Source organism: Bartonella sp. CL70QHWL, assembly GCF_042194855.1.
Taxonomy (GTDB): domain Bacteria; phylum Pseudomonadota; class Alphaproteobacteria; order Rhizobiales; family Rhizobiaceae; genus Bartonella.
The window spans coordinates 306,106-329,801 of sequence record NZ_JBHINJ010000001.1 but is presented as its reverse complement, the minus strand read 5'-3'; the positions used below and the strand labels follow the sequence as shown (position 1 = coordinate 329,801).

22 protein-coding genes are annotated in these 23,696 nt (G+C 38.0%); 11 read left to right on the top strand and 11 right to left on the bottom strand.

Annotated features, from left to right (window positions below; translation table 11 throughout):
- Nucleotides 1-314: 314 nt before the first annotated feature.
- Genes ACFIJZ_RS01220 through virB11 form a run of 5 tightly spaced genes read left to right on the top strand, consistent with a single transcriptional unit; the run spans nt 315 to nt 4,172 of the window.
- Entirely contained in the window at nt 315-458 is a 144-nt protein-coding gene (locus tag ACFIJZ_RS01220) for a TrwH protein (protein WP_273791747.1), read from the top strand.
- Nucleotides 455-1,156, top strand: a complete 702-nt coding sequence (locus ACFIJZ_RS01215) for a virB8 family protein (RefSeq protein WP_273790051.1) — start codon at nt 455-457, stop codon at nt 1,154-1,156. The genes ACFIJZ_RS01220 and ACFIJZ_RS01215 overlap by 4 nt, the downstream gene beginning before the upstream one ends.
- Nucleotides 1,157-1,169: 13 nt before the next feature.
- A complete protein-coding gene (gene virB9 / locus ACFIJZ_RS01210) occupies nt 1,170-1,979 on the top strand; it encodes a P-type conjugative transfer protein VirB9 (RefSeq protein ID WP_375630721.1) in 810 nt (269 codons plus the stop codon).
- Entirely contained in the window at nt 1,979-3,136 is a 1,158-nt protein-coding gene (gene virB10, locus ACFIJZ_RS01205) for a type IV secretion system protein VirB10 (RefSeq protein WP_273790053.1), read from the top strand. The genes virB9 and virB10 overlap by 1 nt, the downstream gene beginning before the upstream one ends.
- Nucleotides 3,111-4,172 carry a P-type DNA transfer ATPase VirB11 gene (gene virB11, locus ACFIJZ_RS01200; RefSeq protein ID WP_273790054.1) on the top strand — a complete coding sequence of 354 codons (1,062 nt, stop codon included), beginning with the start codon at nt 3,111-3,113 and terminating at the stop codon, nt 4,170-4,172. Before virB10 ends, virB11 begins: the two co-directional genes overlap by 26 nt.
- Nucleotides 4,173-7,479: 3,307 nt before the next feature.
- Here virB11 and ACFIJZ_RS01195 read toward each other — a convergent pair.
- From ACFIJZ_RS01195 to rimM, 7 genes are all read right to left on the bottom strand, one after another.
- Nucleotides 7,480-8,259 carry a succinate dehydrogenase iron-sulfur subunit gene (locus ACFIJZ_RS01195; protein ID WP_273790055.1) on the bottom strand — a complete coding sequence of 260 codons (780 nt, stop codon included), beginning with the start codon at nt 8,257-8,259 and terminating at the stop codon, nt 7,480-7,482.
- 14 nt (nt 8,260-8,273) lie between these two features.
- Nucleotides 8,274-10,118: a succinate dehydrogenase flavoprotein subunit gene (gene sdhA, locus ACFIJZ_RS01190; RefSeq protein WP_273790056.1), complete on the bottom strand. Its 1,845-nt coding sequence runs from the start codon at nt 10,116-10,118 to the stop codon at nt 8,274-8,276.
- A 6-nt stretch (nt 10,119-10,124) separates the two neighbouring features.
- On the bottom strand, nt 10,125-10,511 hold the full coding sequence (gene sdhD / locus ACFIJZ_RS01185; protein ID WP_273790057.1) for a succinate dehydrogenase, hydrophobic membrane anchor protein: 387 nt from the start codon (nt 10,509-10,511) through the stop codon (nt 10,125-10,127).
- Between the two features lie 18 nt (nt 10,512-10,529).
- A complete protein-coding gene (gene sdhC / locus ACFIJZ_RS01180) occupies nt 10,530-10,931 on the bottom strand; it encodes a succinate dehydrogenase, cytochrome b556 subunit (RefSeq protein WP_375630718.1) in 402 nt (133 codons plus the stop codon).
- A 475-nt stretch (nt 10,932-11,406) separates the two neighbouring features.
- Complete coding sequence (gene rplS, locus ACFIJZ_RS01175) at nt 11,407-11,847, bottom strand: 50S ribosomal protein L19 (protein WP_273790058.1); 441 nt, start codon at nt 11,845-11,847, stop codon at nt 11,407-11,409.
- A 209-nt stretch (nt 11,848-12,056) separates the two neighbouring features.
- Nucleotides 12,057-12,755 carry a tRNA (guanosine(37)-N1)-methyltransferase TrmD gene (trmD, locus tag ACFIJZ_RS01170; protein ID WP_273790059.1) on the bottom strand — a complete coding sequence of 233 codons (699 nt, stop codon included), beginning with the start codon at nt 12,753-12,755 and terminating at the stop codon, nt 12,057-12,059.
- Nucleotides 12,756-13,038: 283 nt separating this feature from the next.
- Nucleotides 13,039-13,596, bottom strand: a complete 558-nt coding sequence (gene rimM, locus ACFIJZ_RS01165; protein WP_375630715.1) for a ribosome maturation factor RimM — start codon at nt 13,594-13,596, stop codon at nt 13,039-13,041.
- 131 nt (nt 13,597-13,727) lie between these two features.
- Here rimM and ACFIJZ_RS01160 point away from each other — a divergent pair, with 131 nt between their 5' ends.
- Nucleotides 13,728-14,549: a SapC family protein gene (locus tag ACFIJZ_RS01160; protein ID WP_375630713.1), complete on the top strand. Its 822-nt coding sequence runs from the start codon at nt 13,728-13,730 to the stop codon at nt 14,547-14,549.
- Nucleotides 14,550-14,552: 3 nt separating this feature from the next.
- Complete coding sequence (locus ACFIJZ_RS01155; RefSeq protein WP_375630711.1) at nt 14,553-15,521, top strand: tyrosine recombinase XerC; 969 nt, start codon at nt 14,553-14,555, stop codon at nt 15,519-15,521.
- Between the two features lie 18 nt (nt 15,522-15,539).
- Here ACFIJZ_RS01155 and ACFIJZ_RS01150 read toward each other — a convergent pair whose 3' ends face one another.
- A complete protein-coding gene (locus tag ACFIJZ_RS01150) occupies nt 15,540-15,812 on the bottom strand; it encodes a BolA family protein (protein ID WP_375622119.1) in 273 nt (90 codons plus the stop codon).
- Nucleotides 15,813-15,936: 124 nt separating this feature from the next.
- Here ACFIJZ_RS01150 and ACFIJZ_RS01145 point away from each other — a divergent pair, with 124 nt between their 5' ends.
- The 3 genes from ACFIJZ_RS01145 (at nt 15,937) to cobT (ending at nt 19,649) form a co-directional block, all read left to right on the top strand.
- Nucleotides 15,937-16,557, top strand: coding sequence for a J domain-containing protein (locus ACFIJZ_RS01145; protein WP_273790064.1), 621 nt, complete (start codon nt 15,937-15,939; stop codon nt 16,555-16,557).
- Nucleotides 16,558-16,758: 201 nt separating this feature from the next.
- Nucleotides 16,759-17,739, top strand: coding sequence for a cobaltochelatase subunit CobS (cobS, locus tag ACFIJZ_RS01140; protein WP_273790065.1), 981 nt, complete (start codon nt 16,759-16,761; stop codon nt 17,737-17,739).
- A 14-nt stretch (nt 17,740-17,753) separates the two neighbouring features.
- The gene (cobT, locus tag ACFIJZ_RS01135; protein WP_375630708.1) at nt 17,754-19,649 is read left to right on the top strand and encodes a cobaltochelatase subunit CobT; all 1,896 of its coding nucleotides are present in this window, start codon (nt 17,754-17,756) and stop codon (nt 19,647-19,649) included.
- A 48-nt stretch (nt 19,650-19,697) separates the two neighbouring features.
- Here the strand turns inward: cobT and ACFIJZ_RS01130 are convergent, their stop codons facing one another.
- From ACFIJZ_RS01130 to rpmB, 3 genes are all read right to left on the bottom strand, one after another.
- Nucleotides 19,698-19,892 (bottom strand): HaeIII family restriction endonuclease, encoded by a 195-nt coding sequence (locus ACFIJZ_RS01130; RefSeq protein WP_375630741.1) that lies wholly within the window; start codon nt 19,890-19,892, stop codon nt 19,698-19,700.
- 1,143 nt (nt 19,893-21,035) lie between these two features.
- Nucleotides 21,036-21,719: a VUT family protein gene (locus tag ACFIJZ_RS01125; protein WP_375630706.1), complete on the bottom strand. Its 684-nt coding sequence runs from the start codon at nt 21,717-21,719 to the stop codon at nt 21,036-21,038.
- 119 nt (nt 21,720-21,838) lie between these two features.
- Nucleotides 21,839-22,156, bottom strand: coding sequence for a 50S ribosomal protein L28 (gene rpmB, locus ACFIJZ_RS01120; protein WP_273787609.1), 318 nt, complete (start codon nt 22,154-22,156; stop codon nt 21,839-21,841).
- Nucleotides 22,157-22,453: 297 nt separating this feature from the next.
- Here rpmB and ACFIJZ_RS01115 point away from each other — a divergent pair, with 297 nt between their 5' ends.
- Nucleotides 22,454-23,236: an SURF1 family protein gene (locus ACFIJZ_RS01115; RefSeq protein WP_375630704.1), complete on the top strand. Its 783-nt coding sequence runs from the start codon at nt 22,454-22,456 to the stop codon at nt 23,234-23,236.
- The last annotated feature ends 460 nt before the right edge of the window (nt 23,237-23,696 follow it).

Genomic DNA, 23,696 nt, shown 5'->3' with positions numbered 1-23,696 from the left:
ACTCAAACTATCAAGCGTTGCCAATTCTCTCGCAAAAGGCATTACATTTGGACATCTATGGAGACATAGAAACTAGATGAGATAAAAAGCAATGGTTCCCGTAACAGACGCCCTTAATACCCATATGACAAAATAACAAGAATATCCAATCCTACAGTAAAAAATATTCGCACTGAAATTGAGCTGTTTTTATAAATTAAAATGGAATAAAAAAGTAAAATAATTACACACAACGTACTTTACTTTATGTTCAAAATAATAATAATGACAACAAATATCAGGATGTATATAACAATAAAAAGAGTCATATTAAAATGAAGTCGATCATTCTTGTAATTTTGATTGCAAACCTTTTATCGGCTTGTGCATTAGCACCAAAGCTAAAACAGCCAAATGATAGGAACCGTGTGCCTATTAATAAAACAATCCCTGCCGAAATTAAGCGAGGAGACAGATGAAAACAAAACAAGCAAAACCAGTGAAAGCCGAACAACTTAGAAGTTATTATGAAGAAAGCCGTGGCTTAGAACGTGATCTTATCAATGAATTTATAAGGTCGCGCAGAACGGCATGGCGTGTCGCGAGTACTGTGGGTCTTTTTGGCTTATTCGGTATGATATGTGGAGTTGTTGGATTTTCTCAACCAGCTCCAACTCCCTTAGTATTGCGCGTTGATAATACGACGGGTGCAGTTGATGTTATCTCAATCATGCGTGAACACGAAGAAAGCTATGGTGAAGTTGTAGATAGGTATTGGCTAAACCAATATGTGCTTAACCGCGAAACTTACGACTACGATACCATTCAACTGAACTATGACACAACCGCACTTTTAAGTGCGGCATCTGTTCAACAAGAATATTATAAAATCTATGATGGAGAAAATGCACGGGACAAAGTGCTTTCCAACAAAGCACGTATCACAGTTAAAGTACGATCAATCCAGCCTAATGGACTCGGTCAAGCAACTGTACGTTTTACGACTCAGCAACTTGACAGCAACGGTGCTGCTACTGGACCAAAACAGCACCAGATTGCAACAATTGGTTACACCTATATCGGTGCACCCATGAAATCATCTGATCGATTGCTTAACCCCCTTGGTTTTCAAGTAACAAGTTACCGTTCTGACCCAGAAATACTGTTGAATGATTAAGGAATTGATTGTTATGAAAAAACTTGCGTTCGTTGTTCTATTGTCTTCGTTTTCTTCTCTTTATACGGTACCTGTGCAGGCGCTCAAAAGTCCATCAAATTCACAATATGATCACCGCATTCGCTATATAACATATAACGAAGCCGATGTGGTTCAAATTGAAACAGTTCTTGGTGTGGCAACACATATTATTCTTGAAGAAGGTGAACAGTATATAACTCATGCCTTTGGCGATTCTGAAGCCTATGCCTTTGCTCATAAAGGGCGGCATATTTTTATTAAACCAAAAGCAGAGCTTGCCAATACCAATCTCATCGTTGTAACTGACAAACGGAGTTACAAATTCCGACTACAGTTTCGGAATGACCGTGCGGGATCAACTTATGAATTGGCTTTCCATTATCCCGATTCAAACGATGAAAAGTCAGAAGAAAACAATCGACGCCTTGCGATTGAACGTGGTTTTCACCAAAGCGTCAACGGCTATAATCTCAGTTATACCATGAGCGGTCACCAAGATATTGCTCCGATAAATGCTTGGGACAATGGGCGCATTACTTATTTCAAATTTCCCGCTAACATGGATATGCCATCGATTTATGTCGTAGATGCTGAAGGAAATGAAAGCTTAATACCACGCACCGTTATCGGCAGTTCTAATGATATTATCGCCGTTCATAAGGTCAATCCTAAATGGCTCATACGGCTTGGTAAACGCGCTCTAGCTGTTTTTAATGAAGCCTATGACCCCAATAGCGGCGTACCAAACACAACAGGGACAGTATCTTCGGTGGTTTATCGTATCAATAAAGGAGGAAAATGATGTTTGACAATAAGGAAGGAGAGGGAAAAGGTACAAAACTGGACAACGTCGAGCAAAAACATATTGAAGGTGCCTATGGAGGGTCCGAACTAGGTTCTGAACGTCGTCCGACAATTCCAGGTACCCGTGCATTGTTAGTGGTAGGACTTATTGTCATAGTAACGATACCGATTGCATTGACTTGGAAAGCTTTTACAATGCGTAATACCGTGGAAGTTGAGGAAGAAAAACCACAACAAATAGTACAGCAAATTATACCAAACTACGTCCCTCGGATTATAGAAGAGCCAAAGACTGTAGAAGAAGCAGAAAAATCAACACAAATAGAAGATTCAAACCTAGATATTCCACCGGCCTTGAGTAAGCTTCTTCAAACAGCCATTCCTCCACATATGCTCCAAGATTCTGAAGAATTAGCACGCAAACGTATGCTCAGTTCTAGCCTTAACAACGGTGGTAGCGAAGGATCTACAGATACGAATAATAAAGCATCGAATAATGATACAGGTAATGGCGCATTATTTGATAACCTTCAGCCCGTGCGTTTAGGTCAATCACATGCGATGCAACTTCGTAACCGTGACTTTTTGATTACACAAGGAACGCAAATAGATTGTACGTTAGAAACAAAGATCATTACATCACAACCCGGAATGACGACGTGCTATTTAACACGCGATATTTATTCCACAAGTGGACGTGTTGTTTTGCTTGACCGTGGTTCTAAAGTCGTTGGTTTTTACCAAAGTGGCATACAACAAGGACAAACGCGCGTGTTTGTGCAATGGTTACGCATCGAAACGCCTTCTGGTGTTGTTGTCAATCTTGACTCACCAGGCACAGGTCCTCTAGGTGAAGCGGGTATTGGTGGCTGGGTTGACAGACATTTTTGGGAGAGATTTGGTAGTGCAATTATGGTAAGCATTATCGGTGATTTAGGAGAATGGGTAAGAGGAAAAGTTAATAAAAGCAGCAAAGAAAATAAAGAGAATTCACAAAATAAAGATGCTCAGAATGCTGAATCTATAGCAATCGATGTTCTTCAAAATTCCATCAATATCACACCAACACTTTACAAAAACCAAGGCGAACGAGTAAATATTTTTGTTGCTCGTGATCTGGATTTCAGCAATGTCTACAGTCTCGTCACACGTTAACCCGATACAGAAAGATCAAGCAGTTTTTCAGCTTCTGCAACCGCTTGATTGTTTCTTAGAAGATCCCACGATCACTGAATTATCGATTTGCCGCCCCTATGAAGTATGGACGAAAAGCTTTAAGGGTTGGCAAGTACATAGCGTACCAGAGTTAACAACCACTTTTTTGCAAACGCTTATTACAGCTATTATCGTTTATAACGGTATGGCTCCCAGAAGTATTAATTATGTGCTCTTGCCTGGTGGACAACGTGGTACAATTATACAAACACCAGCTGTTGTTGATGGTGCTCTTTCCTTTGTAATTCGTAAACATTCTCTTGTAGTTAAGACGTTAGAAGAACTCAAAGAAGAAGGGGCATTTGACGATTTTTCTGATGTAAGTTTTAATAAGCCTTCAGCAAAAGAAGCCAATAACTTGTTATCGAAGCAGGACTTCACACGGTTGGAACCATTTGAAGTTCAACTTTTGCAACATAAACGTGATGGAAAAATTCTTGAATTTTTACAAGAATGCGTCCTTCACAAACGCAACATTATTATTGCAGGTAAAACAGGATCTGGTAAAACAACATTTGCCCGCTCTTTAATTGAAAAGGTTCCTGTAGAGGAGCGTATTATCACAATTGAAGATGTTCATGAGCTTTTTCTACCCAATCATCCCAATCATGTACATATGATTTATGGTAACAATGTAGGCCGTGTTTCAGCTGAAGAGTGTCTAGATGCGTGTATGCGTCAGTCGCCCGACCGAATTTTTCTCGCTGAATTGCGAGGCAATGAAGCATGGGAATATCTCAATTCGCTCAACACTGGCCATCCCGGATCGATTACAACGACGCATGCCAACAGCGCTTTGCAGACATTTGAACGATGTGCCACCTTGATTAAAAGATCAGAAGTTGGCCGGCAACTCGAGTTAGAAATGATAAAAATCGTTCTCTATACAACAGTTGACGTAGTGTTGTTCTTTAAAGATAGAAAACTCTCTGAAGTCTTTTACGACCCAATTTTTGCTAAATCAAAAATCGCTTAAGGGGAGCTTCCTCTCTCGGTAAGATGATACAAACAAACAATAGCCGTAACTAATTGTTACGGCTATTTATTTAACTTTTCCTATTCTCTTTTCTTTTCCAATGGATCTTCTACACTCTTCATGAATAAAAGAAGAAAAAAGTTAATAGACAACAACTCTACGAGAAAAACAAATTATACATAAGGCTCTCTCTATTCTCTTACCTTTGATCATTCTTCCCATTTATCTTTTGAAAAAGTATGTTTAATGCAAAAAAATAGCTATAAAATAAATATTTCAACAAAAGAAAAGAAGAAATTTTGATTCGCATATCAATGAAAGCTTCGTAAAACAGGTCCTTTCAATCATAATAAATAATTATCGTCATCAAGACCAAAACTTATCGTTTAAAAATTCTAAGCGCTATTTTCAAGTGATTAATAAATATGTTTTTTCACCAAACAATCTCCAGATACGGAAAACCTCATACGAAATAAACTATCATTTCGATTTAGCATCCATAAACCACATTCTATTTGGTAATAAAAAGTATAGTGGCATATCGACGTCTTCTTCGGACGAAGAAAGATTCTTAACCTACGGCTGTTCGTAAACAACTAAATTTCTCTTAAGCAAGCTTTGCTAACCATATCACGTAGCTTATGTCCCCATCCTAAAGAGGATATCCATAGACTACACAGGTAAGCTCTACTCTCTGAATATTCCTGCTCTCTTCTCTGCACCTCAAAAAGCAAAAATTCCTAAAAGCACAGATATACAATCCCTCTTCTTAAGCCACGTCACATTGATTTATAAAGAGTGTTCATTATTTTGCGTGTTGGATAAAAGATCTTAATACCGTAAGATTCTCTCATTTCAAAGCTGTCTATTAACCAAAACCATGCTCTTGCACATTACAAGCGAATAAAGCCGTATAGAATGAAACTGTAGAAAAAAGCACTAAAAATACCTTTTATAAACCATCCAAAATGCCAAAAACTGTCGCAACATTGGGAGTTTGCAAAGTGTCTAATGGCACCCAACTTGCTCTTTTATGAAGTGTAAAAATGGAGATGCTCTATAAATTTTATATTATTCATCGGAGCTTTACCATTATACCATCCACGAGCACTGTCGCGAAATGAGCTGGGGCTCCTTAAAGAAAGGTTTCTTTAAAACAAGCGCATAAATTGACAAGCCAGGTGTATTTGGGTTGGGGCGTTCTGTTTTGTATAAGGATTGTGATCTTATTAAAAAACGAGAGAAACAAAAGCGTGAAGCAATGCATAATCTCTATTATTTAAAAGACATTACTCTAGATACTTTTGAAAGTCATAAAACTGAACTAAAAAATGACGGCAAAATAGAAACTGGTTTGCACCTTTACAGCTTCATATTCTCCTCAAATTAGGAGGCTGTATACCGATTTCAAAGATTACGCCAACGAGAGATACGTAATACTCTTAACTCCCATCTGGTAAGTAAAAGCTGCAACAGCAAAAGCTTTTTTAGAAAAACAACGCCATAAAGTCATTAATGAACAGGCAATGAATTGGAGAAATGTTCCAGATTTTTATCAAACACTCTGCAAAGCAACAATAATGATACAACTGGCTTTGCGTCTGCTTATTCTTACAGAGGTTTCTACCATCCCTTGCATCAATTCGTGAAAATCAGATTGAAGGGGATATATGGACAATTCTTGGCTTGAGAATATAAAAGGTCTGCGTAATACTACAGGAGATTTCAGCATACCCTTATGATCAGAAGCATTAAAAATTTTAAAACAAGCGTGCTTGTTTTTTCGCAATGATTTCTTTTTTCTGCAACCGGTCGTGGTCCTTATTAATGTGAGTTTCCTATCACAATATATAAGAGAGATTAGTCTGAAAACCTGTCCACGTAAATTTCGCTCTAGTTTACGTAATTGGCTAACAGACTCCACCTATCACACCTCAAAGGTGAAGCTTTTTACACGCACTGAGCTGCAAATTATCCGCCTCCTCGCCTAGCAGATTTCACCTTCTAACCACTTTAATTACCACATCCTAAATAAGATAGTGTTTTACAGCACAACAGAATAAATATCAAAACAATGACCGATTATACCGTTAATACTTGGACACCTCTCTTTCATGTTAAGAAATATCTTTTATGCTAAAAAATAAAATAAAAAACACTTTTACTACTTAAATAACTTTCTTCAGCATATATACAAGAAAAAATGAAATCCCCTAACATAATAAATGAGACCTAAACCTAGAAACCTCTATTTTTTATAGATAAAAACATATAAAATCAAAACCTATGAAACTCATAAAAACACAACATGTTTTCTTTGATGATTGAATTCATTCAACTCAAACGAACCTATAAACATCCCTATTCCACATTCGCAACACGTGTTCTTAGAATTCTCACTAGCGTTTTCTAAATTTTTGGAAAAAACTATAAATTTGATATTTTTTAAAAACGTCTTATTTTCTCTTTAATGAATTTAAATCTATGACGTTACAATAGTTTTAAATTACAGCCCCCTTAACTGTATGATTATCTCTACACAAAAGAGAGGGATTTTACGTTCTCCATTTTGAGAACTATAAATTTTGTTTTTTAATGCGATTAACAATAAAATCTTTAAAATAAAAAATATGACCTTTATATATAATGCTTTTATCAAAAATTCCTAATCCATGAATATTAGCAATGTTTTCGATATTATAATAAATGTGTCGTAAAATGACGAACTATCATAATAATCACTCCTGTGTATTTCATTTAAATAATTTACATGCGTTTAATGTTTGTATCAGCATTTATTTTTTGTTCTATATTTATACAGAGTTATCATTTTTTATAAAAAATGATTAATTGAATCTGCATCAAAATATAAATTATGATAATAATTTAATAAAAATAAAAACACATAACATATTGATTTTATTGTTTTTACATAGAACGCTATTTAAAGTATAGTCTACCCAAAAGACTATTGCCTTTTTAAAGGCAATAATAACTATGCTAACCGCCTCATAGAAGCCAATAAATTTTTAGAGATTAAGCCTCAAAGAGGCACAAAAAACACGCACAATTTTCTATTTTTCTTTTTACTGTTCGTTAAAAGGTCAGTTTTCAAAGATAATATTCAACTATGAGTTTTCTGCTCAGCCATTGCAAGAATTGCTTAACTTTTTAGGGATTACTTCACTTTTAGAATGATTATAGCTACTGCGCCCCCATAAGCAGCCGATCTTCTTTTAGAGATTTAATTGCTAAAAGGAGATACAATTTTCCACCTTGCGCTTTATTTTCATCAATCAGTAAATTTTCAAAGGCGGCGTTCAACCATGAGTTTTTTAATTTCAGCAATCGCTTTCGCTGGATTTAGTCCCTTTGGACAAGTTTGCGCACAATTCATAATCGTATGGCAACGATAAAGGCGGAAAGGATCTTCTAAATTATCAAGACGTTCACCACACATCTCATCACGTGAATCCGCAATCCAGCGATAAGCTTGAAGCAAAACAGCGGGACCCAAATAACGATCACCGTTCCACCAATAACTTGGACATGAAGTCTGACAACACGCACACAAAATACACTCATAAAGACCATCGATTTTTTGGCGATCGGAGTGACTTTGTAACCATTCTTTTGCAGGTTCAGGAGAAACTGTTTGTAACCAAGGCTCAATAACTCGGTGTTGCGCATAAAAGCGATTCAAGTCAGGAACCAAATCTTTAACAACCGGCATGGAAGGCAAAGGATAGACTTTAATGGGGTGTTTTACATCATCCATACCTTTGGTACAAGCCAATGTATTGGTTCCATCAATATTCATCGCACATGAACCACAGATGCCTTCACGGCAAGATCGACGAAGTGTCAAAGTTGGATCAATGTGGTTTTTAATAAACAAAAGCCCATCAAGAATCATAGGACCACAAGCAGAACGATCCACATAATAAGTATCTAAATGAGGATTTTCCTCATCATCAGGCGACCAACGATACACGTGAAATTCCGTCAGCTTTGTAGCACCTTCAGGTTTAGGCCAAACCTTTCCCGGTTTTACTTGAGAGTTTTTGGGAAGCTTAATTTGTACCATATTTCATTCTCCCCTTAATAAACCCGTTTTTTAGGTGCAATGCGCTTTAAATCGATCCCACCATCAGCTTCAGATGTTAATGGGTCCACATGGACAGGTCGATATGATAATGTCACCTTACCCTCTTTTGACAAATGTGAAAGCGTATGTTTACGCCAGTTTTTATCATCACGCTCTGGATAATCTTCACGAGCATGAGCGCCACGGCTTTCTAAACGTGCTTCGGCAGAATGAACAGTCATGATTGCATTCGCCATGAGATTTTCAAGCTCTAATGTTTCAACCAAATCAGAATTCCATATCAGAGAACGATCTGTGACTTTGAGATCCGACAATTCCCCCCAGATTTTATTCATCCGCTGACATCCTTGTTGCAAAGAATCTTCTGTACGGAATACTGCCGCATCTTCTTGCATCGTGCGTTGCATTTTTTCACGCAATAGAGCTGTTGGTATCGCCCCTTGTGCAAAACGTAAACGATCAAAACGCGCTATAATTTCGTCAACAGCTTCTTCATTGAGGGGTGGAATTTCTGCATTCCGATCAATAACTTCACCCGCGCGAATGGCAGCAGCACGACCAAACACCACAAGATCAATCAACGAGTTTGACCCCAAGCGATTAGCCCCATGAACAGAAGCACATCCTGCTTCTCCTACCGCCATCAGCCCTGGTTGAATACGATCAGGCGAATCAGCCGTTGGATTGAGAACTTCCCCGTAGTAATTGGTAGGAATCCCACCCATATTATAATGGACCGTTGGCAAGATGGGGATAGGCTCTTTTGTTACATCCACACCTGCAAAAATCCGAGCTGATTCCGAAATTCCCGGTAAACGCTCGTGCAAGATTGCAGGATCAATATGGTTGAGAACCAAATGAATATGGTCCTTCTTAGGTCCAACACCACGTCCTTCACGAATTTCAAGTGTGATACAACGCGAAACCAAATCACGTGAAGCCAAATCCTTAAAGGAAGGTGCATAGCGCTCCATAAAGCGTTCGCCTTCAGAATTGATTAAATAGCCTCCTTCACCACGAGCTCCTTCTGTAATTAAGCAGCCAGAACCGTAAATCCCTGTCGGATGGAATTGCACAAACTCCATATCCTGAAGTGGCAATCCAGCACGTGCGATCATTCCACCACCATCACCCGTACAGGTATGCGCCGATGTCGCGGAAAAATAAGCGCGTCCATAACCACCGGTTGCAAGAACAACCATTTTAGCAGAAAAACGATGTATTGTACCATCATCGAGATTCCATGCCACAACCCCCGTACAAACCCCATCCGTCATGATGAGATCGAGTGCAAAATATTCAATAAAAAATTGCGCATTATGCTTTAAGCTTTGTCCATAAAGCGTATGCAAAATGGCGTGGCCTGTACGATCAGCGGCTGCGCAAGTACGCTGAACAGGTGGACCTTCACCAAATTGTGTCGTATGTCCACCAAAAGGACGCTGATAAATTTTGCCTTCTTGCGTCCGCGAAAAAGGAACGCCATAATGTTCTAATTCATACACAGCAGCAGGAGCATTACGCACCAAATATTCCATTGCGTCGGTATCACCCAACCAATCAGAACCTTTCACGGTATCATATAAATGCCACTGCCAATTATCAGGTCCCATATTTGAAAGCGATGCAGCAATTCCCCCTTGTGCTGCAACCGTGTGTGAGCGCGTTGGAAAAACCTTCGTAATACAAGCTGTCTTTAATCCTTGTTCCGCCATACCAAGCGTTGCACGTAATCCTGCACCACCTGCCCCAACAACAACAACATCAAATTTATGATCTACAGTGCGATAAGGGGCGTTACCTGCTTTAGCGCCCAGAGATGATCCTGTACCCGCCATATTTGTTTAACCCCCTAATGCAATTTTCAAAAGAGAAAAAATAATAATACCACCTATGAGAAAACAAAATAAAATATTTAACGTCAAAAAGAATATCCGGAAACCTTCACGTGGAATATAATCTTCAATCACCACTTGCATACCAAGTTTCATATAATAAAGGACCGAAAAAGTCATCAATCCCATCAAAATAGCAACAATAGGATGTGCAAGTCTTGCACGCACAATGCTATAGTCCTTTCCCACAAGCGAAAGAATAAGAACAATAAAAAATATCAAAAGTGGTAGATTGATAAACCCTGTCAAACGTTCCAGCCAAAAATGCTCTGTTCCTTCATGAGCACTGCCACGCCCCCGTACTTTTCCAAGTTCCGTTCGAAAATCTTTTTTCATATCTCTTTTCACCCCCAGCTAAACAACGGTATATCCAATAATCCAAATCGAAAAAGTAACAATAAGAGAAATAAACACTGTCGCCCAAGCAGTGACTGTTGCCTTTTCTTTTGCCAAAAGGCAAGGTTTCAGATCCCAAACAATGTGGCGAACACCACCAACCATGTGATGAACCCCTGCCAAAGTATAAAGAAACAAAATACACAATCCAAACCAAGAACTATAAATCTCGTGAACCGTTCTGAATGCCTCCTCCCCGCACGCAATAGCAATTAACCAAACAGCAAGAAAAACCGTTCCAACATAAAGTGCCATACCCGTAATGCGGTGTGCAATGGACATAGCCATAGTAATTGTCCAACGATAAATACTTATATGAGGGGAACGAGGGCGCTCTTTTATCCTAGTTGTCTCTGTCATAAAATATCCTGACCTGGTTTTTACTGCAACCGCAATGAACGAGAAAGTTCGCGCAAAACGACTAAATATATTCTCTCGTTTTCACTTGTTTGGCATCTCAAGATACCGATACTACAGGTCGGTTGTCTCAAATAACGGATTAAAGGTCACGCATAAAAAAACCGATTACTCCACGGATATGATCCGCAAAACTTGCTTTAATCTAATACAATTTTATCTTCACGTCAAAGGTCTAACATCTTTTCTCAAATATAAACAGGCATTTTTTCAGATTAAACTTATCCTTTTGAGTATCCATGATATATGCAATGGTATCTTAAATTGCACCCATGATTAAGGATAAAAAGAGGAAAAAATTGATAGATTAAACATTTTTATGTCCCCTCCAAGCCTTTTAAAAGGCAAAACGAATCACGAAAGACACAAATAAGCGGCATAAAAGCCGCTTTTGCATAAAGTTTAGCTGATATAATCTTTACTCAGCAACTTTCTTTTCAACATCTGTGCTGACAGATGCTGCTTCTACTTTCTCAATAACCTTTTCAGCTTTTTTCCGATAATCTCTCTTTTCAGCGATACGCGCAGCTTTACCTCTCAAACCACGAAGATAATAGAGTTTTGCACGGCGCACTTTACCACGGCGCACCAGCTCAACACCTTCAATCAACGGAGAATAAACAGGAAACACCCGTTCCACCCCTTCACCATAAGAAATCTTGCGTACTGTAAAGGTCTCATTCAACCCACCGCCTGAACGTGCAATACAAACACCTTCATAAGCCTGAACACGCGTCCGCGTACCCTCCGTCACACGCACCATGACACGAACTGTATCTCCTGGCTTAAAGGCTGGAAATTGGCGCTTTTCTTCAATTTTTGCACATTGTTCAGCTTCAAGTTGTGCGATAATATTCATTTCTTTTATCCTTCATGTTCTTTATCGAACAGTCAGAGCGCTCAACTCTTACCAAAAAAGCCTTTATTAAGAATAAGGAGCTCTTTAGGCTATGTCTTACACAGGAGCGAATACACCATTCCTTCATTTTAATTTTGGAACTACAGAAAACCTTTTATAAAAAACTCTCTAAAAAGAGAGCCATGCAATACACTACCTTATCATATGAATCAAGTTTTCTGATGATTTTTATCATAACGCGCATAAAGATCAGGGCGACGTTGACGTGTTAACAATTCGGCTTGGCTTTGACGCCAATCTGCGATCGCTTTGTGATGACCTGAGAGCAATACAGGCGGAATACCCCGCCCTTCGAAAAGAGAAGGGCGTGTATATTGCGGATGTTCCAGCAAGCCATTTTCAAAACTTTCACACCTTGCAGAAGCTGCATTCCCCATCACTCCAGGCAGAAGACGTATAATAGCATCTAAGATAACCAATGCGGCTGTTTCACCCCCTGAAAGAATATAATCACCAATAGAAACTTCTTCTAATTCTCGTGCTTCTATGACTCGCTCATCAACCCCTTCAAAACGTCCACAAACTAACGTTACACCCGTATCACGAGCCAAGCTATGCGCGTAAGCTTGGTCAAAAGGGCGCCCACGTGGACTCATCAACAATCTTGGCGAATCCTGTGGACAACAATCAAGAGCCGCCGCCAATACATCCGCCCGCATTACCATACCCGCCCCCCCACCAGCAGGTTTATCATCAACGCTATGGTGTTTGTCTAAAGCAAAATCCCTAATCTGCACCGTCTCCAGTGACCAAATTCCGCGCTCTAAAGCTTGCCCTGCTAAAGAATACCCTAAAAAACCAGGAAACATTTCAGGATAAAGGGTTAAAACGCGCGCCTGAAACTTCATTTTATTTCTCATCCTTATTTTCTTAAACAGACTCTTAATAGCAAAAATAGCACAAACAAGATTTTTAACGCTATAGCGTTAAATTGAATCTCCTTGATCTGCGCTTTATTCAATACGATCCTTCTAAATACTTGCACTAAAAAAGACTCTAAAAATTCAGAACTATTTCGAGATAAAGTGCTTACAATATCTGCTCAAAAGTGCATTTTTAATATTTCCACACATTCCACTTTTTATTGACGAAATTCATCTGTTATTTTTTCCTTCATCTTTATTTTTAGATTCAAGCTATTTCCTTTTTATCATTGTCTCCCCCATCAATTAAACCAGCGGCCATGGGATCAACAACAAGAAAACCAGAATCCATACAAATTTCTGGTACCGCCGCCTTACTAAAGGGAATAAGGACTCTTTTACCTGTATTCAAACGTATTTCAAGCAAATCACCAGCCCCGAAATTAAAAAAACCACACACTTCACCTAAGATTTTTCCCCCACAATCTTGGACACACAAGCCTATTAAATCGACTTGATAAAACTCATCCTCCATCAAATCATCAATTAATTGATCACGCGTCACATAAAGGCGAATACCTTTTAAAGACTCAGCCGCATTACGATTTTCTATCCCTTTAAAACGTACAATCGCCTTATTTTTTTGTATGCGAAGAGTTACAATTTCATAAGAACGCCCCATATCATCATAAAAAGTGCTGTAAAACTTGAAACGCTGTGGCTCAGCACTTAGAATTTTAACAAAAACATCTCCTTTTATACCATGAGGCATACCAATAATGGCAAGATAGACTTTATTTTTAAGCTTTTCTTTATTATACTTCATACGAAAATATTATCTCTCAAAAATGAACCCTTCAATCTTATAGTTTTCTATTCAATCTTGTTGCCATATGAGACAATCTTCTAAAAGACCTTTCTTGGTAACAAAAACAAATTAATAAAGGAGAAAGTCTTATGGCAAATATTATGCTATTTTACAAAGATATCACGCCAATCAACAAAGTTTCCCATAAAAATCTAAAATTTGCTCCTCCAAGTGATATGTCTTTTGCCAAGGATACTCACTGGGTTCCTTTAGCAAGTACTGAATATTTTCAAGCAGCACTAGACTATCCTATTTTATTTATGTGCGCCGAAGATGAACAAAAAAAACGGCACTACACATCCGCAGCTCTTGTCGGCCTTTCTAATGACGAAAATGACTATATCGCTTCTGATAAAAGTTGGAAAAACAATACTTATGTTCCTGCTTTTGTCCGTCGCTATCCTTTTGTTTTGGCACAAATTAGCAATGAAAAAGAACTTTCTGTTTGCTTTGATCAACAGTCAGGTATGTTTAATGAAGTTGCAGGAACAGAACTTTTTAATTCCGACGGCTCTATTTCTCCTTTTATGGAAGAACGTATTCGTTTTCTTGAAAGTTTTAAAATCGCTATGGAAAAAACCTCTGAGTTTATTGATGCTCTTGTAGAAATGGATCTTCTAAGCCAAAAATCTATCAATGTGAAAAACGATAAAGGTCTCTCAGCTCAATTAGAACATTTTTGGGTTGTTGATGAAGAAAAATTGAATAAATTATCAGCAAGCCAACTTGCCAAACTTCATAAAAATGGCTTTTTAGGATTAATTTTTGCGCATTTGATGTCAACGCACAATCTTGTGAAAATACTCTCTCTCAAAGGTGAAAAGCAACTTATCAATCGTGAAGAGCAACCCCAAAACAAGAATGGTCATTCTAACGATGAAAAATCTAAAAAGAAAGAAACTCTCAACTAGATAATGCCTATCAAAAACGACAAGAGAAAAGATGAAAATATTCCTCTCATTCCAGCAGACCATGCAATTTTAAACGCAAGGAAAAATTGGTTAGAGTGTCTTACCCAAACACGTCGTATGTCAGCACAAACAGTGCAAGCCTATGAACGTGATACGCGGCAATTTTTGTCTTTTCTCTGTCAACACTTAAGTCATACACCAACCCTTACAGATCTTGCTCATTTACGCATCAGTGACTTGCGTGCTTATCTTGCTTATCGGCGTACAAACAATGTAAGTGCTCGTTCTTTAAGCCGCGGAGTAGCAGGCATCCGTTCTTTTTTCAAGTACCTATCACGTGAAGGAATCGTCAATGTTCCGGCGGCTCAACTTATCCGAAGCCCCAAACACCCAAGATCGCTCCCAAAACCTTTAGCGATCAAATCAGCACTTCACATAGTCAAACAAGAAAACCAGCTAGAAAATGAACCTTGGATTAGCGCTCGTAATGCGGCTGTCCTCATGCTTCTCTATGGCTGTGGAATGCGAATATCAGAAGCCTTAAGCCTCACACCAGAACAATTTTCTGATCCTGAAAAAACAAGTTTATTTATAACAGGAAAAGGTGGAAAAACACGCCTTGTTCCTCTCATCAAAATTGTTTACGAAGCTGTACAAAATTATCTCAAATGTTGCCCATATCCTTTAGTGGATAACCAACCCATATTTCGCGGGGCACGAGGCGGTCCCCTACAGCCCGCCATTATTCAGAAAACTGTACGCAACTTACGAGCAAGCCTTGGTTTACCAGAAACTGCAACGCCCCATACACTGCGCCATTCTTTTGCCACCCATCTTTTATCACGGGGGGGAGATTTGCGCACGATTCAAGAACTTCTTGGGCACGCTAGTCTTTCCACCACACAAATCTATACCCATGTCGATACAGACCATTTGTTAAAAATTTATCAAAAGGCCCATCCCCGTTCCTAAAAGTGTCTCATCAAAAAATTAGAGTGTTTCAACCTCAAGTGCCAAAGCATGAACACAAGTAGCTAACTCTTCTTGTAAAACTTTATAAATCGCTCGATGTATTTCTACGCGTGTCATATTAGAAAAAGAAGAAGATAAAATTTTCACTCGAAAATGTGTTTCTCCTTTACCATCAAAAGCATGTTCATTATGAGAATGCCCCTCATGAAGATGACTTTCGTTAATCACTTCAAGCTTTTGCGGATGAAAAGCATCCTGAAGCTTTCTCTGGATTATTGTTTCTATAAACATTTTTCATTCCTCAAACAAAATGAACGTGCAAAAATACACCTTTTTCATAATAGAATAAGTGTGAAAACAAATTTTTCAAAAGTCAATTCTTGTAAAATTAATCAATTTTGCATAAACCAATAATATGACAATAACATCTAAATTATTCGATTCAATTCGCATAAGCTCAAATAAAAAACAAAACGCTGAGCCAGAAGCACAACAGTGTCAGTGGGAAGGTTGTGAAAAAACAGGGGCCCATAAAGCACCAGCAGGTCGAAATCACGAAGGACAATATTTATATTTTTGTATTGAACACGTACGTGCCTATAATAAAAATTTTAATTACTTCTCTGGTCTTAGCAATAAAGATATCGCAAAATTTCAAAAGGATGCTCTCACAGGACATCGTCCGACATGGCCTACAGATCTGAGCAATGGTACATCGAAAAAAACAGCCGCTAATTATGCAAAGATTCGCTCTGGAACAGCTGCCTATCAAAATCGTATGCGCGATCCCTTCACGCTTTTTACTGGGCAGCATTCAAGCAATAAATTCTCACGAAAATTAAAGCCCTTAGAAGCAAAAGCTTTTGATACACTGGGACTACAGGCAAACGCTTCAGCAGAAGACATCAAAATGAAATATAAAGAATTGGTAAAAAAGCACCATCCTGATTCCAATGGTGGTAATCGTGCTTCAGAAGAGCGCTTTCGTGATGTTTTACATGCTTACAATTTGCTAAAAAAGTCTGGTTTGTGCTGAAAACATGCGCTTATATGAGTCTATTTTCATTTAGACCATCATTATTTGCGCAAAATGTTATTTTTTTTGCAAAACATTATAGAATACGTAAAAAATCTTTCTTCAATATCTAAGGCTCTCATTATAGAGCATTGCATAAATACTCTAACTCTTGTATCGTTTCTAATGAATAAATAGCATCCTCTCCCTTCCAGAAACACAATGACAAATCTTACCGTTGAAAATTTGCCCGATATTACACTTTGTGCTCGCGATCTATTTCATATTGAAACAGATCTGAAAGTCCCTGCTTTTAGCACAAAAAGTTCCCATGTTCCTGATATCGATTCTGATTATCTTTTTGATCAGCAAACAACTTTAGCGATTCTCGCAGGTTTTACCTTCAACCGCCGTGTAATGGTTTCTGGCTATCACGGTACAGGGAAATCAACGCATATTGAACAAATTGCTGCACGTCTCAATTGGCCTTGTCTTCGAATTAATCTCGATAGTCATGTAAGTCGTATCGATCTTGTAGGAAAAGACGCTATCGTTTTAAAAGATGGCTTACAAATCACTGAATTTAAAGAAGGCATTTTGCCATGGGCTTATCAAAATAATATTGCTCTTGTTTTCGACGAATATGATGCGGGGCGTCCCGATGTTATGTTTGTCATCCAACGCGTTCTTGAAACCTCTGGAAAACTAAGCTTACTTGATCAAAGCCGAGTCATCTCTCCACACCCAGCCTTTCGTCTTTTTGCAACAGCAAACACCATTGGTCTTGGTGATACAACTGGTCTCTATCATGGTACCCAACAGATCAATCAAGCTCAAATGGACCGCTGGTCTATTGTTACGATACTCAATTATTTACCCCATGATAAAGAGGTTAATATCATTTGTTCAAAGGTCAAATCCTTTCAAACGACTGAAGGAAAAAAGATAATTTCACAAATGGTTCATGTTGCTGATATGGTACGCCAATCTTTTATCAATGGAGATCTTTCAACTGTCATGAGTCCACGTACCGTCATTACTTGGGCAGAAAATACAACGATTTTTCAAGATGTCGGCTTTGCCTTCCGATTAACCTTTCTCAATAAATGTGATGAACTCGAACGTGCCACTGTTGCAGAATTTTATCAACGCGCCTTTGGACAAGAGCTTCCCGAATCACTCATTCATGGTGTTTCGCCTTAAGGAATCTGTCACTCATGGCTACCGATATTGGCGACAACAAAAATCCGGCAAAAGATTCTTCCAACAACACTCTTAATATTGAAGCTTTTAAAAAAGCACTTTCCACCTGTATGCGTGCAATTGCAGGCACAAACAACCTTGAAGTTTCCTTTAGTCATAACCGACCATCTTTAAGCGAAAGTTGCGCGCGTTTACCAGAATTACCTCAATACGCAACGAATAAAGACATCACCATTACCCGCGGATTAGGTGATTCCATGGCTCTGCGCAAAGCATGGCATGATAACCGCATTCACATGCAATTTTCTCCACTAGAATCAGAAGCACGTGCTGTCTTTGATGCCTTAGAACAAACACGTGTTGAAGCAATTGGTACTTTAGCCATGGAGGGGCTTGCAAAAAATCTTGATATCATGCTCGCCGATAAATACAAAAGAGCCCATTATCATAAGATTAGCAACCAAAGTGAAGCCCCCATCCAAGAAGCAATTGCACTTTTATTGCGTGAAAAAATAACAAAGCGCGCAGCTCCAAGAGAAGCGGGTCCTGTCTTAGAACTGTGGCGTCAAGAACTCGAACAAAAAGCAGCAGCAGAACTCAATGAACTCCCACATCATATTTACAACCAACAAGATTTTGCACAGATTGTTCGCCAAATGCTTGTTACACTCAAAATGACAGTGCAACAAGCTGAAGCTTCTAACAGTGAAAACAATAAAAAATTAAAAAATGCGTGTGAACCTCAAGACCAAGGAGAAGAAGAGAGTAAAAACAAAAAACACGCTCAAAGTGAAGAACAAACCAGCACTGAACAAGAAAGTGATGTGCAAGATGACGGAAAAACACAAGCGACACAATCAAACAACAATGATCAAGCTGACGGCGAGCAAAAAAATGGACCTTGGCAAGAAAAGCCGAGCAAACCCAAACACCTTTTTTCTGATTCGGAACAAATGGAAAGACTTGGCAATTATAAAATCTTCACCCGTCAATTTGATGAAATTTTGGAAGCAACAGATTTTTGTTCTGAAAACGAGTTAGATCACTTACGCCGTTATCTTGATAAGCAAATCAATCATCTCCAAAACATCGTTGGACGTTTAGCAAACCGTCTCCAGCGCCGCTTGATGGCGCAACAAAATCGCAACTGGAACTTTGACCTTGAAGAAGGATATCTTGATACAGCACGGCTTCCACGTCTAATTATTGACCCCATGCAACCCCTTTCTTTTAAAATGGAAAGCAACACCCAATTTCGGGACACAGTTGTTTCACTTCTCATTGATAATTCTGGCTCAATGCGCGGACGTCCCATTAGCGTTGCTGCAAGTTGTGCTGATATTTTGGCACAAACTCTTGAGCGTTGTGGTGTCAAAGTTGAAATTTTAGGTTTTACCACCAAAACTTGGAAAGGGGGCAAATCGCGCGAACAATGGCTTACCCAAAACAAACTCCATAATCCTGGACGCCTCAATGATTTATGCCATATCATCTATAAAAGTGCTGATACCCCATGGCGTCGCGCACGACGCAATTTAGGTTTGATGATGCAAGAAGGATTATTAAAAGAAAATATCGACGGAGAAGCTTTGATTTGGGCTCATCAACGCCTTTTATCACGGCGTGAACAACGTCGCATCCTCATGGTCATTTCTGATGGCGCTCCTGTTGACGATTCGACACTATCGGTCAACGCCAGCAATTATTTAGAAAAACACTTACGCGCAGTGATTCAAGAAATCCAAACACACTCCCCTATCGAACTCATTGCCATTGGAATTGGTCATGACGTCACACGTTATTATCAACGTGCTGTAACAATTATGAATGCTGAAGAACTCGCCGACGCCATAACAAAACAATTAGAAATACTTTTTAGTGATAAAAGAACTCATTTTCATAAGAAATAAACCTGCCTTAAATCAGCAACGATTACATTTAAAACATTATCTCTATCATTAAACCATCGGAATTTGATGACTAACAACCTGAGAAGATAATCCCACAAATTGAATATCGAACTTTAAAGAAGCTTCTACTTTACTGGATGCATTATGAATCCTAAAAGAAATGCTCCAACCATCTTCAAAAATTATAATGAGTTTGTTTTTACTTTCTGGTTTTAGTGCAACTGATAAAACTTTTCTTGGAATTTTTCATTTACGTCCATATCCCAGAGTGCCCTTCAAATTAAAAGACTGAATAATTACCCGTTTTTGTCTCGATCTTGTGTTATTTCATTATATTTAAATATTGAAATACACGTATATAGAAAAATATCTCCACTAGACATAGCTCTAAAGTGCTGCTCTCACAGAAAATATAATGCATAGACTTTCACCTTCAGTAAAACAAAAAGATAAAAGTTGTATTTATTATACGCAAAAGAAGAATCATCCAAAGAGGATATTTTAAACACTAAGAATTATTTTATAAAAGAATCAGCATAAATGGATTCATAGCGATTTTTGCCGAAAAATCGCTAAAGCAAGCGAGAGCCAACCTGTTCCTAACCTTCCCAAAACAGTACTCACCACGGGTGATCTATCAACATAAGCTCCCATCTCCTGGATAAAAGAAAAAATCTTTACTCACATAAAATATAAGAAAAACACGAAAAAAAGAATATTACTTCATTCACGAAAAAGAACACACCATTATATATCTTATCCGCACTCCTACTTTAAAGAAACATTCCTCCTTGCTTCCAAGCTTATTTCACGACAGCGCCCATATATGGCATAATGCAAAATCCAGAATCATCCTTTACTTTACAAGCTACAAGCCAAAAGCAAAATCCTACTTTCAAGCTTCCAATGTTTTTAAGATAAATCAATATACTTCCAGCGCCTAATATTGCACTTCTATTACATTAAAGCTCTTCATAAGAGTATTGCTTTCTCAAATGACGTTGTCCGCACGCCAATTCCTCTTATAACATAGGCAAGCAAATGATTTTTATTAACTCAATATAAGAGTATTTAAAACGCGTAAAATTTTATGATATTGAGCTCTTTCACTCAAATGAAAAATATAAGTTATCATTTTAAATCAATCTATTAATAAACATCAGTTGCAATTTCTGTCACATTTAATCATTTGTAAAAAGTATATTAGCCCCTTCTCAAACAAATGACTTTATCTTTTCCTCACAAGAGAATTTTGAAATAAAAAACGCGTTTTGTGTTGGAACTCTTACTTAAGTTGGCAAATGATAAAGTATCCATTATAAATAACGTGCCACACCAAGCATAGCGTACAATTTTCTTGGCTTCATGAAAAAAAGACAAAAATCATTATTTATGACAAACAAAAGAAGAATCATCCTTTGAATGACTTTGATAAAGAGGAAGCTTTACAATATTAAGAATTGTCCCATAAGGAATCAACATCAACAGGCTCATAATAATTTTTACCGAAAAATCACCAAAAGCAAGCGATAGCCAAACTGGCATGCCTATCCCTCCCAAAACAGTACTCTCCACCAGTGAACTATCAGCATACCCTGTTATCTTATCAAGAACAGAAAACGAGCTAGAAAAAGCAAGAGCAAAAAACAGCACTGTATCCAAAGCTGAACCAACCAACGCTGCTGCTAAAGGTGCTTTCCACCATGTTTTACGTCGTAAAGGAGTAAAAACAACAATATCAAGGAGTTGCCCAAATAAAAATGCAAAACTAGAAGCAAGTGCAAGCCGTGGTGTCGCCAATATCCAAGAAACAAAGACCCCCGCAAAAAAACCAGCATAGACCACACGCCGCGCCGCAGATGGACCATAAAAACGATTGGTTAAATCATTGATCAGAAAAGCAAATGGATAGGTAAAAGCCCCATAAGTCAACAGCTCATTTAAATCAAACCAATAGACAGGATATTGAACCAAAATATTAGAAGCCGTAACAGCAAGGCACATTGCAAAAATAGAAAAAACAACATACCTTTTCTTTTGCTGTTCTAATAAAGGACCGCTTAAAGACATTTTTTTAACCTGGGATATGGAACCAATAAAATGAAACGATCAACCTGCAAAAAACTTAACTTCTAGAACAGAAAACCGAAATCAAAGCGTTAATAAACCAAAAAGAATAGCGCTAACAATTACGCTGCTTGTTCAGCCTTTTGCTCACCTTCTTGCTCAGCTTTTTTCTTAATGATTTGGCGTTTTAGCAAACGCGCACGTTGCGACAACTCTTTATCATCTGCTTTAACTAAAAAACCATCAAGGCCACCACGATGCTCAACAGAACGCAATGCACTTGCTGAAATACGCAAGCGATAACTTTGCTGTAACACCTCTGAAATCAATGTCACATTGCAAAGATTTGGTAAAAAACGACGCCGTGTCTTATTATTCGCATGGCTAACATTATTACCATACAGAACCGTTTTCCCTGTCAATTCACATGCACGAGACATAAACTTCATCCTTAAACTCTAAGAAACTTTCAAATCCCCATACCCAAAGGACACAATGAACGCAAAACACGCGCAATGCAACCTTGAACGGGCATCATTGGGAAGTTTCTTTCTAATAGGGGGTCGACAACAAAAGGTCAAGTCTTTTATAAAACCTTTTTCATCTCTTGTTGGCTCATTTTTCATCTTTTTCCTCAATAAGACGTGCAAATTCTGCCAAAAAGCGTACAAAATGTTTTTTTTAAATACATACCATGTTAGAATAAAAGCCTATTGTCCCGAAAGGAAGCATAAATCATGAGCAAAAAAGGGCCCCCCATGACAAAGCTTCAGGGAAATTCTTGCCGTTTTTCTTCTTTTTTATTTGGAACTTTATGTATTTGTTTTTTTCTTCTCTTCAGTGCATTAGGTATATGGCAAGTACAACGGTTAAACTGGAAAACAAATCTTATCACCAGTGCTAATCAGCGCATTCATTTACCCCCCATAAAAGCCCCCAAAAAAAATCAATGGTCAGATGTTACTTTTGAAAAATATGAATATCAACCTGTTGTTATCACAGGAAAATTTTTAACAGATAAAAATATCTTAGTCACTGCTGCCGCTCAAAATACTACAGGCTATTGGGTTTTGACTCCTTTACAAACTGCTGATAATACACTGATCTTTATCAACCGTGGCTTTATCCCCATGGATGAACGTAATAATTTTCAAAACTCAGAGAAATCGCATACAAATGCCTCATCTCAGCAAAATTCTACCACGGACACAGAACAAACAATGATTATAGGTTTATTACGCATGAGTGAAAAAAATGGATTTTTCCCACGTAAAAATAATCCTGACAAAAATTTATGGTATACGCGCGATCTCCCCGCTATGGCACAAAAACTTGGTTTGTCCACTGTTGCTCCTTATTTCATTGATGCCAGAAAAACATCTCCACAAGCAAATCTTCCCGTCGTTGGTCTTACGATTATTCATTTTCGAAATAATCATCTCGTTTATGCAATCACGTGGTTTATTTTAGCTGCTGGTGTGTTAGGAGGTTTTCTTTTTCTGCTACGGCAAAAAAACTAAAAAAATACCTCTTCCATCTCAAGTAACAAAAATTTTTAGAATCTTGAAAACTGATAAAGAGAATAAAATCTACCAACTTTCACCTTTGTTAAATAAAGATCATAGGCATACAATGGATCTTTATACCATCCACAAAAGATTTACGCGACACTCTTTAAAAAATCATCATAAAACGAGGGTTTATTCATTAAAAATGTAATGCCCAAAAATGTGAAGCAATGCATTATCTCCACTCTATAAAAAATTCACTCTTAAAAAACATTGTCATAAACGCTTTTGAAAAACATAAAGCCAAATTTAAAAATGATAGGAAAGATAGGCACTCATTTTTGCCTTTATAATTTTATATTCTTGTTTCATTAGATTGTTTCCCATTTCAGAGATTATTCCAATTGATATACGTAATACTTTCGCCTTCATATAGTATAAAAGCTAATATAGCAGAGAACATACGGAGGCA